Source organism: Bacteroides sp. An322, from assembly GCF_002161765.1.
Taxonomy (GTDB): domain Bacteria; phylum Bacteroidota; class Bacteroidia; order Bacteroidales; family Bacteroidaceae; genus Phocaeicola; species Phocaeicola merdavium.
The window spans coordinates 1-12,836 of sequence record NZ_NFIN01000046.1; the positions used below are offsets into that span (position 1 = coordinate 1).

The window sequence follows — 12,836 nt, forward strand, 5'->3', positions numbered from 1 at the left end:
GGTTGTGCCGCCAGGTGCATTGCCGGGTATCCGCGTCTGGATCGGATAAGCGCTGAAAGCATCTAAGCGCGAAGCCGGCCGCAAGATTAGATTTCCTGGAGGGCCGTCAGAGACTATGACGTTGATAGGATGCAGGTGTATAGGTGGAGACACCACAGCCGAGCATTACTAATTGCCCGAAACTTTCATGGCGCATGCATAGGCATATGCGTTGGTTTGGCCGTGCTTTTTTTTCTTTCGCTTGTCCTTGTCCATGTCAGTTCATGGCGTCCGGCTTCAGTTTGAGCCGCATGTTGTGAATGAAGATATTCAGGTGGCTATAGCGCGAAGGTTCCACCTCTTCCCATTCCGAACAGAGAAGTTAAGCTTCGCATCGCCGATGGTACTGCGCAAGTGGGAGAGTAGGCAGCCGCCGTTTTAAGTGGGGGTCCCCGGTATCCAGTCGGATGCCGGGGACTTTTTTTGTTATGGGAAAGTTATTTTTTCCTGACTTCGTCAACGTATCACTTGTTATCTCAAAATGATCCACTATTTCTGAAGGCAGCACAATATGCGCAAGCACTTCCAATTGATTCTTTTTCATAAAGCAAAGGTTGGAAGGTCGGAATTATTATGAGATAATAAAAATTAATCTCCACTAATTTTCGACTGCTCCATAAAATGATGTATCTTTGCAGGTGCGAACGACACATTTATTTAAAGAAAGGACAACACAGTGGCTAAAGATAACGACGTGGTATTAACCCCCATGATGAAACAGTATTTCGACCTGAAGGCGAAGCATCCCGATGCTTTGATGCTCTTCCGGTGCGGTGACTTCTACGAGACTTATTCCGAGGATGCCGTGACCGCTTCGCAAATACTGGGAATCACTTTGACCAAGCGTGCCAACGGGCAGGGGAAGACGGTGGAAATGGCTGGATTCCCGCATCATGCGCTCGACACGTACTTGCCCAAACTTATCCGTGCCGGAAGGCGTGTGGCTATCTGCGACCAGTTGGAAGACCCGAAGACCACGAAGAAATTAGTGAAGCGGGGCATTACCGAGCTGGTGACGCCGGGCGTGGCTATCAGCGATAATGTGTTGTCGTATAAAGAGAACAATTTCCTTGCCGCTATCCATTTCGGGAAAACCGCATGCGGCATCGCTTTCCTCGATATATCCACCGGCGAGTTTCTGACCGCCGAGGGGCCTTTTGATTACATTGATAAGCTTTTGAATAATTTCGCTCCGAAGGAAGTGCTTTTCGAGCGGGGCAAGAAACCGATGTTCGAAGGGAACTTCGGAAACAAGTTCTTTACCTTCGAACTGGATGACTGGGTGTTTACCGAGGCTTCGGCACGCGAAAAGCTCTTGAAGCATTTTGAGACCAAGAACCTGAAGGGCTTCGGCGTAGAGCACCTGAAGAACGGCATCATCGCGGCGGGGGCTATCCTGCAATACCTCGACATGACCCAACATTATCAAATCGGGCACATCACTTCGTTGGTCCGCATCGAAGAGGAACGTTATGTAAGGCTGGATAAGTTTACGGTGCATAGCCTGGAATTGATAGGCAGCATGAACGAGGGAGGCACAAGCCTGTTAGATGTCATCGACCATACCATTAGCCCGATGGGTGCCCGCTTGCTGAAACGCTGGATGGTGTTTCCCCTGAAGGAAGTGAAACCGATTAACACCCGGCTGGACGTGGTGGAGTATTTCTTCCGCGAGCCCGACTTCAAGGATTTCATTGAGGAGAAGCTGCATCTGATAGGCGATTTGGAACGCATCGTGTCGAAAGCCGCGGTGGGACGTATCTCGCCCCGTGAGGTGGTGCAGCTGAAGGTGGCTCTTCAAGCCATTGAACCTATCAAGAACGCTTGTCTGAATGCCGATAACGAAAGCCTCCGGCGCATCGGGGAGCAACTGAATCTGTGTGTCTCGATTCGGGACAAGATAGCGAAAGAGATAGTCAACGACCCTCCTCTGTTGGTGAACAAAGGAGGGGTGATAGCCGATGGGGTGAATGCCGAACTGGACGAGTTGCGCCGCATCTCCTATTCGGGCAAGGACTATCTGCTTCAAATCCAGCAACGCGAAATCGAGCAGACGGGCATTCCCAGCCTGAAGATTGCCTATAACAACGTGTTCGGCTATTACATCGAAGTGCGCAATACGCATAAAGACAAAGTGCCGCCCGAATGGATACGCAAGCAGACGTTGGTGAACGCCGAGCGGTATATCACGCAAGAACTGAAGGAATACGAAGAAAAGATATTAGGGGCGGAAGACAAGATTTTAATCTTAGAGACGAAGCTCTACAATGAATTGGTGGCAGACCTTGCCGAGTTCATTCCGGCTATTCAGATAAATGCTACGCAAATTGCACGCTTGGATTGCTTGCTTTCCTTTGCCGATGTGGCGCGGGAGAACAAGTATATCCGTCCGGTGATAGCCGATGATGATGTGCTCGACATCAAGCAAGGCCGGCATCCGGTCATCGAGAAGCAATTGCCCGTGGGCGAGAAATACATTGCCAACGATGTCTACCTCGATACCGAAACGCAACAGGTTATCATCATCACCGGTCCCAACATGGCAGGTAAGTCCGCCCTGCTCCGCCAGACGGCTCTTATCACGCTCTTGGCTCAGATAGGTTGTTTTGTCCCTGCCGAGAGCGCGCACATCGGATTAGTGGATAAGATTTTCACCCGTGTGGGAGCGAGCGACAACATTTCGGTGGGCGAATCGACTTTCATGGTCGAGATGAACGAAGCCGCCAATATCCTGAACAACCTTTCGCCGCGGAGCTTGGTGCTCTTCGATGAATTAGGGCGCGGCACGTCTACGTATGACGGCATTTCTATCGCGTGGGCTATCGTGGAGCATATCCATGAGAACAAAAAAGCCCGTGCCCGCACGCTTTTTGCCACGCACTATCACGAGCTGAACGACATGGAAGAACTCTTCCCGCGCATCAAGAACTACAACGTGACGGTGAAGGAAGTCAACAATAAAGTGATATTCCTTCGCAAGTTAGAGCGTGGGGGAAGCGAGCACTCGTTTGGTATCCATGTGGCAAAAATGGCGGGTATGCCCCAAAGCATCGTCCGCCGTGCCGACGAGATATTGCACCGCTTAGAGCAAGAGAACCGTCAGGACGGCATTGCCTCGAAGCCCAAAGTGCAGGCGGCTTCGAAGAGCCAGGACGGTGTGCAGCTCAGTTTCTTCCAGCTCGATGACCCGGTCTTATGTCAGATACGGGATGAAATCCTGCATCTCGATGTGAATAATCTGACGCCGATTGAAGCTCTGAATAAGTTGAATGATATTAAACGGATAGTTACAGGAAAGTGATATGAAAGGATTATTTGCCGTTCGTTTATGCTTGTTAGGCATGATGATATTGCTTTTTGCCTCATGCCATAAAGAAGACGCTCCCGATGTGTCTCCTTGCGAAAGGACTTTGTTTATGTATATGCCTTGGTCGGGTGATAGCTATGCGTTGACTTCGTATTTCTATACGAATATCTCGGATATGGAAGATGCCATTCGTGAAGTAGGTTTGGATGACGAACGGGTAGTGGTGTTTCTTTCCACCAGTTCTTCCGAAGCTACGATGTTCGAAATCACCTGTACGGATGGAAATTGCCAGCAGGTTACGTTGAAAGAATACACTTCTCCTGCATTTACTACTATCGAAGGGCTGACTTCCATATTGAATGACGTAAAGAGCTTTGCCCCTGCACAAAGTTATGCGATGACTATCGGATGTCACGGCATGGGGTGGCTTCCGGTGCATAGCCTCCGGAGCCGTTCGGTGGATATGTTTAAGCCGCATTGGGAATATGAACATACGTTGCCTACCCGTTATTTCGGCGGGACTTCGAGTGCCTATCAGACCGATATCAGTACGTTAAAAGAGAGTTTGGAACAAGCTGGCATGCCGATGGAATACATCTTGTTCGACGATTGCTATATGTCGTCTATCGAAGTAGCATACGCCTTGCGCCATGTAGCCGAATACCTGATAGCTTGCCCTACGGAGATTATGGCATTCGGTATGCCCTACGGTGAAATAGGGCGATACCTTTTAGGCGAACCGGATTATGAATCTATCTGCCGGGAGTTTTATGAGTTTTATTCCACTTACCAATCCCCATACGCTACGTTCGGCATTACCGATTGTTCCGAACTGGATGCGTTAGCCTCGTTGATGAGAGAAATAAACGGGCAGTACGTATTTGACGAATCGCAACGCCGCGACCTGCAACCGATGGACGGATACACACCGACCATCTTCTATGATTACGGTGACTACGTGGCACATCTGTGTGGAGACCCGGCTTTATTCAATCAATTCCAAGCTCAGTTGGAATGTACCGTTCCTTATAAAGCACATACGGGACGTTACTTCTCGGCTGCTGGTGGCATTAAGTCCATTTGGACTTTCTCCGGCATCACCACTTCCGCCCCCAGCATAAGCTCCCAAGCTGCCGATTGGATAGATACAGAGTGGTATCAGGATACGCATTGATTGATAGTTAATCCCGTAAGCATCCGATAGGTACGACATATACTCCGTCTTCTCTCCGCATGGCATATTTGGCAGTTCCGGTTAGCACCATTAGAAAAGAGGGTGCTTTCATTTTGTCGGAATCTATTTTTTCAGCCAATATCTTTAATGTCTTGGCACCGCTTTCGATATTCTTATCTCCTCCAAGTTTTATCTCAACAAGTCCATACTGCCCGTTTCTTAGATGGATGACAGCATCACATTCCAGTCCGGATTTATCCCGATAATGGTAAATGGTGCCGTTTATGGCATCTGCATAGACACGTAAGTCGCGTATGCACATTGATTCGAAAAACAGTCCCATCGTATTGAGGTCATTTATGAGGTCATCTGGTCCGATACCTAGAGCGGCAATGCCTATGGATGGGTCTGAGAAGTAGCGGGTGTCGGATGTCCGTATAGCAGTTTTGCTTCTCAGATTCGGATTCCAGGCTAAAGAGTCTTCCAATACGAATATTTTTTTGAGTGCTTCGATATAAGCCGATACTGTCTCACGGTTAGCTGCAATTTCGTCATTGATTTCTATATCTTCACAAATGGTGCTTATATTGACTTGGGCGCATTGGTTACGGGCTAAAGAACGGAGAATGCGTTTTGCCCGTTCGGAATCACGGTTTACACCGTCTACACGGGATATATCGGAATTTACCACCGCTTCGTAATATCCGTATGCTTGGTCTAACGCTACTTCTTTATCTGTTATTGTTGCCCGTGGCCAGCCGCCACGGCATATCAGCCATGCGATATTGTCAATTGTAAGTGTATTATTGGCAAAAATATCCATGCCGGGTTTCTCGAATAATTCTTTCAGGCTGATTTCTCCAGTTGAATCTCCAGATTCAAACAAACTCATTGTGCGCATAGTCAGCCAACTGAATCGTCCTGTGCCGGTATGGTGTATCTTGCTTGTATCTGCGGGAACGGCGGAACCAGTCAAAATGAAATGCCCTGTGCCTTCACGGTGATCGGTGTCGAAACGGATGGCATCCCATAATTGTGGAGCAAGTTGCCATTCGTCTATCAGTCTTGGGTTTGCTCCTAATAATAATTTTTTAGGTGACAGGCTGGCAAGTTCCAAGTTCTGTTCCATAGCTTCCGGATCATCCATATAAATGACGCTTTGGGCTTGTTGTTCGGCTGTGGTAGTCTTTCCACACCATTTAGGACCTTGTATCAGTACTGCTCCAAAACCTTTTAGTTTCCGGGTCAGTATTTTATCTGCTATGCGTGGTTTGTAATCTTTCATAAAGAGTTGATTTTGTGGTACAAAGTTACATAAGAAATTTGAATTCCGCAAGTTGGCTGGATTTTAATCCGCAAGTTGGCGCATTTTCATTCCGCAAGTTGGCTGAATTTATGTAAATACACCTACGATAAGAAACGCAAATATATTGATGATAATAAGAGGTTCTTCCGCCTTGTAACCTTATCGCAACAGACTTGTAAACGGAAAGTTATCCGATTGTCTTATGCCTGTAAAGGGGAAGCTTTTTCTTTGCAAACGGAAAAAGTTTAGTAAATAAGGTAATGAAAAGAGTTAGAAAATGGATGACTTCGGCTGTTCTCTTATCGATGTTTGCAGCCAATGTTTTAGCGGTTGAGGTGAATGTGAACGTAAAGGGGTGCATCAAGGACCAGAACTCGAAGGAGCCTCTTATCGGAGCTACTATCCGGATTGTGGGGAGCAATATCGGTGCAGTGACGGATATAGACGGGAATTTCCAGCTGACGGGGGTGGAAGACGGCATCTATGACATTGAGATTAAGTATGTAGGCTACAAAACGACGGTGAAGCGTCAGGTGAAAGTGGAAAACAACCAAGTGACTACGCTCGACTTCGAACTGGAGCCTGACGCGCAGGTGTTATCAGACGTGGTAGTGGTGGCGAAGGCGAACCGCGAATCGGAAAACGTTACTTTATTGGAGCAAAAGAAATCGGTGGTGGCTATTCAGTCGGTAGGCGCTCAGGAGCTGTCCCGCAAGGGTGTGGGAGATGCCGAAGGGGCGGTTACGAAGATTTCGGGCATCTCGAAGCAGGACGGTGTGAAGAATGTATTCGTGCGCGGGCTGGGCGACCGGTATAATCTGACTACGCTGAACCGTTATCCGATTCCTTCGGAAGACCCGGAATACAAGAACATCGCGCTCGATATTTTCTCTACCGACATTATCCAGTCGGTGGATGTCAACAAGGCTTTTTATGGAAACACGTATGCCGATGTGGCAGGCGCGAACATCAATATTTCTTCGAAAGAACTGGTGGGTTATGGTGAAATCAATGCCGGTGTGTCGGGCGGATTCAATACGCAGAGCCTTTCCGCTGATTTTTTGAAACTGGACGGAGTGAACGCTTTCGGGTTTGCCGATAGCAAGCAGCCGGGCGATAACTTGGATGCATATAACTTCCAGAACCGTTTGGACCCTTCGAAGAAGAGCGGGCTGGTGAACCAAAGCTACAGCATTTCGGGCGGAAAGAAGTTCGACATCAACGACAATCCGCTTTCGTTCTATCTGATTGGCAGCCACAACCGCGATTATTCGTATTACGAAGAAGAGGTGCGCAATTCGATTACCACGGGCGAGCTTTCGCAGGACATGTTAGGCAAGAAGTCGAATGTAGAGACTTCGCAAGTCGTTATGGCAAACCTGAACTATCTGCATAACCAGAAGCATGAGCTGACATACAATTTCATTATGTTGCATGCTTCGCGCGAATCGGTGGGCGACTATTTGGGTATGGATGCCGATTATCAGTCTTCGGATACATACGAAGGTTTCATGCGCCGCCAGCAGACCAACGACAACCTGCTCTTCGTCAACCAGCTCGATACGAAATGGGCACTGACAGATAAGCTCGACTTCAATGCAGGCGCGGCTTATAATATCATCAAAGGTTTGGAGCCCGACCGGCGCATCAACAACTTGGTAAAGACCGACCGGGGCTATGTGCCGATGAAGGGGACGGGCATCCAGCAGCGTTATTTCTCGGAACTGAATGAAGACGATTTGAATGTCCGTGCGGGCTTTACTTACAAGCTCCCGGATAATTTCGCCGGGGAATCCAATATCCAATTGGGTTATGCGGGGCGAATCGTAGACGATAACTTTACGGCTACCGAATACGACATGTCGGTAGTGCGTCAGGAAGTGTTCGACATCAACGATGTGCGGTTTGACAACTATTATACGCAAACGAATCTGGATAACAACTACTTTATCCTCGATAGAAACGTGGACGAATATACCGTTGACAAGAAGATTCATTCGGCATACGCGGAAGCCACTTACCAGTTTACCGAAGGCTTCATCGCCAATCTCGGTGTGAAATATGACAAGGTGAATATGGACGTGGATTACAATGTGAACCGCGGCGGAACGAAAGGGCAGCAATCTATCAACAAGGATTACATATTGCCCAGCCTGAACTTGCGTTATAATTTCAATGACAAGCATTCGCTCCGCTTCGCTGCAAGCAAGACTTATACATTGCCTCAGGCAAAGGAAATATCTCCGTTCCGCTATGTAAACGTAACGTTCAATAGCCAAGGTAATCCCGACTTGCAGCCTTCGGACAACTATAACGTAGACTTGAAGTGGGACTGGTATCTTTCGCCCGGCGAACTGATTTCGGTGACCGGATTCTACAAATACATCAAGAACCCCATATCACGTATCGAGATTGCCAGTGCCGGCGGATTCCTTTCGTATGAGAACATTGCCGACCATGCTACGGTAGCTGGTGCGGAAATCGAAGTACGGAAAGACTTGTTCTCTCGTCCGATGCAAGACGGAGGCTTGCATAAGCTGAGCTTCGGTGTGAACGGCGCTTATACTTATACGTGTGCCAAAGTGCCTTTGGCAACAGACCCGACCGGTTCGCAACTGGAAGGTGCTGCTCCTTGGCTTGCCAATGCCGACCTGACTTACTTGGTGCGGAAGGGACGTAATTCGTTTACCAATACCTTGGTGTTCAATTATTTCAGCGACCGTTTATATACCATCGGTACGCAGGGATATCAGGACATTGTGGAAAACGGCATACCGACACTCGACTTTGTATCTTCGGCTAAGATAGGCGAGCATTTCACCGTCAGCCTGAAGGCGCAGAACTTATTGAATTCGGTTCATCAGCTGACCCGTAAAGGAAATGCGACGAACGAAGAAGTGGTATTAAGCAAGTACCGCAGAGGAATCGATTTCAGCCTCGGAGTGGCGTGTACGTTTTGAGAGAAGAAGTTAAAAGGAGTAAGAAGGAGTTATGCTTCGCTTCGCTCGCAGGAGTTAAAGGTTAATACTTTTACTAATGCAAGCTCTAACGGAACTATTGGCTTCTAACTCCCTGTCACTCCCTTTAACTCCCTCTAACTCCATAAAACAATTAAACCAAACTATAATTTTAACCAAATTATCGAACAATGAAAAAGTTTTTCTTAAATGCGATGTTGTTTGCCGCATTGGCAAGCAGTGTATCACTTACTTCTTGTAGTGATGACGAAGATATTCAGAACACTCCCGATCCGGAACCTGAACCGGAACCGACCGAAGTCGTTGAGTTGTCTGGAAGTGTAGAGGGAACCATGACGTTGGATGCTGAAACGGAATACATCTTGGCTGGTACATTGACCGTACCCGACGGCGCAACACTTGAAATCCCTGCCGGAACAACCATCAAGGCAAAACAAGGTTTTGATAAATACATTATTGTTGCTCAAGGCGGTAAAATCAATGCACGTGGTACTGCTCAGGCTCCTATCATCTTCACCGCTGAAGACGAAAGCAATGCCGGACCGGGTTATTGGGGCGGACTGATTATCAACGGTAAGGCTCCTATCTCAGGTCCTGCCGGAACTACGGCTACAGGTGCAACCGAAGTAGATAACAACATGCCTTACGGAGGAAGCGATGCTGCCGACAATAGCGGTACACTGGAGTACATCGAATTGTGGTACACCGGTGCCCGTTCAAGTGCGGATATCGAGCACAACGGTTTGACCTTGAACGCTGTGGGCAACGGTACAACCATTAACAATGTATATATCGTAGAAGGTGCCGACGATGCCATCGAATTCTTCGGAGGCTCGGTAAACGTAAGTAACTTGCTTGCCGTAAACTGCGATGACGATATGTTCGACTTTACTCAAGGTTATTCTGGTACTTTGTCTAACTGCTACGGCATTTGGGAAGACGGTTTCACCAGCACCGAAGAAGACCCGCGCGGCATCGAAGCCGACGGTAACTTGGACGGAAACGGTGCCGACCATACACCGCAATCCGACTTCCGTGTAGAAAACATGACTATCGCTAATTTCTCTGCAAGCCAGTCTATGCAGGATGCAATTAAAGTTCGCCGTGGCGCTACGGCACACATCACCAATGCGTTAGTAATGGGTACAGGAGCCGTTGAAAACCTGATTGACCTGAATGACGGAAAAGGCGGTGCAGGCGAAGCTACCGAAATAAGCGTAAGCAATCAGTTGGCGAACGCTACGACCGACGGTGATTTGAATGCGGAAGGTACATACGAAGGCGTTGTAATCGAAGCTGGAAATACCGGCGCAAATACCAGCGCATTGGCATGGACAGGCTATGACTTCCCGGGTGAAACCGAAGCTCCGGAACCTGAAAAAGCAGAGCTTTCGGGCGACATCGCTTCGGATATGACACTGGATGCGAATACCGAATATACGATTAGCGGTGCTGTAGTAGTAAAAGACGGGGCTACCCTGACTATCCCTGCCGGCATGACTATCAAGGCAAAAGAAGGTTTCGGCAACTATTTGCTCGTAGAGCGTGGCGGTAAGATTATGGCAGAAGGAACGGCTGAAGCTCCTATCACCTTTACTGCAGAAGATGAAACCAATGCCGGACCGGGTTACTGGGGTGGATTGATTATCAACGGTAAGGCACGCATTTCGGGTGTAGCCGGAACCGTAACCGAAGGCGCTACCGAAATCGACAATAACCAGCCGTATGGAGGCGATGATAATGCAGACAATTCAGGTGTATTGAAATATGTGAAACTGTTGTACACCGGAGCACGTTCAAGTGCGGACATCGAGCACAATGGGTTGACTCTGAATGCCGTAGGTAATGGTACAGTGATTGAAAACATCTACATTGCGGACGGTGCCGATGATGCCATCGAGTTCTTCGGAGGCTCGGTAAACGTAACCGGACTGCTTGCCGTAAATTGCGATGATGATATGTTCGACTTTACCCAAGGTTATTGCGGAACGTTGAAGAATTGCTACGGACGTTGGGAAGCCAGCTTCACCAGCACCGAGGAAGACCCGCGTGGCGTAGAAGCCGACGGTAACTTGGACGGAAACGGTGCCGACCATACGCCACAATCCGATTTCACTATCGAGAACATGACTATCGAGAATTTGTCGGAAGCAGCCGAAATGGTAGACGCTATCAAGATTCGCCGGGGCGCGAAAGCTACAATCAAGAATGCGCTGGTCATCGGTACAGGTGCTGTAGATGATTTGGTAGACTTGACCGATGGAAAAGGTGACGCACAGGCTACTACAAGCATTTCTGTAACCAACGGATTGACTTCAACCCTTACAGGTGAGGAAGTGAAGGGCGAAGGAGAAGTGACCGTAGCCGAAGGCAATACCGGAGCTTCTGCCGCAGACTTCGGATGGACAGGATACCAGTTCTGATGTAAAATGAAGAGTTATAGTCAATCAGAAATGAATTGCGAAAAATAGTTGTCATTCTGAACGAATGTGAAGAATCTCGAATGCGTCTGCGTGGATGTACACGAGATCCTTCACGTGCGTTCAGGATGACAATACATCAACTATTTTTCGCAAATCAATTTTGTTTGGCTATAAGAATGAAGAAGGATTTGCCCGGACCTGCAATCGAATACAGGTCCGGGCAAATTGTTTTTCTAACTTATTAGTTTGTGTTTATAAAAGTAGGATTTTCTGCAAACAGATAACTGCATTTTACGTTCTCCGAACCAAAACCGTACGGTTTCCGTCCCAAAAACATACGGTTTTGGTTCGGAGAACGTACGGTTTTGGGACGGAAACCATAAAAGGGAGATAGCTGCAAACTGATTGTTGATTATCCGAAAAGGCAAACGTAGCCAGCCCGAAGCGGATTATACTGTGTGCGGGATGTGGAGCTAACCGATGCCACTCTCTTGCGCTCTTTGCCCTCTCAAAAAATAAAAATCTCTGCGTCTTTGCGTCTCTGCGTTTGTAAGATGTTCAAATACGTCTATAATAAGAAAATTCGTATCTTTGCAGCTGTAAGCGAAACAGAGCGGAATGAAACGGTTGCTTTATTGGATAGGATTGCTGATAGGGATTACTGCTTGCGTGAATCCCAAAGGCGAGGATGTGTTAGCAGAAGCCGAACAGCTGATGCGGGCATATCCCGATTCGGCTTTGTCTCTGCTTGAACAGGTGGAGAAGGAAGCCGCTTCTTATTCACGCCGCAACCGGATGCGTTGCCGGCTGCTTCAAGCCGAAGCGATGAACAAGGCTTTTCTTCCCTTAGACAGTATGGACGGCATGGACGAAGTGCTCGATTATTACCTTTCGCATGGCAACCGGGACGAGCGGATGCGTGCCTACTACTTGATGGGGAGCATATACCGCGACCAAGGGAACAGCCCGCTTGCTTTGCAATACTATCGTGATGCCATCGGCGAAGCCGATACTACGGAAACCGATTGCGACTATGCACAAGTGAGCCGTATTTATGCACAAATGGCTCTGTTATTTGACAGGCAGTGTTATCCGCAGATGGAATTGGAGCAATGGAAGCAAGCCATGCGTTATGCCCTGTTAGCGAAAGACACGTTGATGTATATTCAGTGTCAGGATTATATAAGTGGTGCTTATTTTCTTTTGAGCAAAGAAGATTCGGTGGTGTATTTCATTCAACAAGCTTATCGTAATTACTTGAAATACGGCAGGGAAGATTGGGCAGCAGCTACTCGAATCGTTATGGCAGATTATTATTTGAAGCATGACAGCCTTGACAAAGCTAAACAGGCATTAGACGAATACCGGAACGGTTCAGGCTTTTTTGAAAGTAACGATAGTGTTTGGTCCGGATATGAAATATTCTATTCTTATATAGGAGAGTATTACGAGAAGACTGCACGGTTGGATTCCGCTGTTTTCTATTATTGGAAACTATTGAGAAGCTGTTTTGATTTCATTCGATAAATCTGTTAAGCATGATTTGGATGAATGCAATCTGTACCATAGCTTCTGCGGTTTCAGCAAGGAATTCATAATCGATGGTCAG

5 protein-coding genes, 2 rRNA genes and 2 pseudogenes are annotated in these 12,836 nt (G+C 47.8%); 8 read left to right on the plus strand and 1 reads right to left on the minus strand.

Annotation, left to right across the window (positions count from 1 at the left end):
* The 4 genes from B5F91_RS14405 to B5F91_RS14420 all read left to right on the plus strand — a co-directional run.
* Positions 1–192: ribosomal RNA gene (locus B5F91_RS14405) — 23S ribosomal RNA — on the plus strand; the annotation flags it as partial.
* Positions 193–309: 117 nt separating this feature from the next.
* Positions 310–418, plus strand: a 5S ribosomal RNA gene (gene rrf, locus B5F91_RS14410).
* A 330-nt stretch (positions 419–748) separates the two neighbouring features.
* The gene (gene mutS, locus B5F91_RS14415) at positions 749–3,340 is read left to right on the plus strand and encodes a DNA mismatch repair protein MutS (protein WP_087429728.1); all 2,592 of its coding nucleotides are present in this window, start codon (positions 749–751) and stop codon (positions 3,338–3,340) included.
* Position 3,341: 1 nt separating this feature from the next.
* Positions 3,342–4,520, plus strand: coding sequence for a clostripain-related cysteine peptidase (locus B5F91_RS14420; RefSeq protein WP_239416453.1), 1,179 nt, complete (start codon positions 3,342–3,344; stop codon positions 4,518–4,520).
* A gap of 7 nt (positions 4,521–4,527) precedes the next feature.
* Here B5F91_RS14420 and B5F91_RS14425 read toward each other — a convergent pair whose 3' ends face one another.
* The gene (locus B5F91_RS14425; RefSeq protein ID WP_087429725.1) at positions 4,528–5,805 is read right to left on the minus strand and encodes a DUF4143 domain-containing protein; all 1,278 of its coding nucleotides are present in this window, start codon (positions 5,803–5,805) and stop codon (positions 4,528–4,530) included.
* A gap of 281 nt (positions 5,806–6,086) precedes the next feature.
* On the opposite strand from B5F91_RS14425, the gene B5F91_RS14430 reads away from it, so the two are divergent.
* From B5F91_RS14430 to B5F91_RS14440, 4 genes and pseudogenes are all read left to right on the plus strand, one after another.
* Positions 6,087–8,786, plus strand: coding sequence for a TonB-dependent receptor (locus B5F91_RS14430; RefSeq protein ID WP_087429726.1), 2,700 nt, complete (start codon positions 6,087–6,089; stop codon positions 8,784–8,786).
* 188 nt (positions 8,787–8,974) lie between these two features.
* Positions 8,975–10,153: pseudogene (locus B5F91_RS14435) on the plus strand (hypothetical protein); the annotation flags it as partial.
* 39 nt (positions 10,154–10,192) lie between these two features.
* Positions 10,193–11,227: pseudogene (locus B5F91_RS15495) on the plus strand (hypothetical protein); the annotation flags it as partial.
* A 618-nt stretch (positions 11,228–11,845) separates the two neighbouring features.
* Positions 11,846–12,754 (plus strand): hypothetical protein, encoded by a 909-nt coding sequence (locus tag B5F91_RS14440; RefSeq protein ID WP_087429727.1) that lies wholly within the window; start codon positions 11,846–11,848, stop codon positions 12,752–12,754.
* The last annotated feature ends 82 nt before the right edge of the window (positions 12,755–12,836 follow it).

What these genes read in the sequence shown, in the direction of transcription:
- B5F91_RS14425 (WP_087429725.1), bottom strand. Translation starts at nt 5,805, where the DNA reads ATGAAAGATTACAAACCACGCATAGCAGATAAAATACTGACCCGGAAA.
- B5F91_RS14420 (WP_239416453.1), top strand. Translation starts at nt 3,342, where the DNA reads ATGAAAGGATTATTTGCCGTTCGTTTATGCTTGTTAGGCATGATGATA.
- mutS (WP_087429728.1), top strand. Translation starts at nt 749, where the DNA reads ATGATGAAACAGTATTTCGACCTGAAGGCGAAGCATCCCGATGCTTTG.
- B5F91_RS14440 (WP_087429727.1), top strand. Translation starts at nt 11,846, where the DNA reads ATGAAACGGTTGCTTTATTGGATAGGATTGCTGATAGGGATTACTGCT.
- B5F91_RS14430 (WP_087429726.1), top strand. Translation starts at nt 6,087, where the DNA reads ATGAAAAGAGTTAGAAAATGGATGACTTCGGCTGTTCTCTTATCGATG.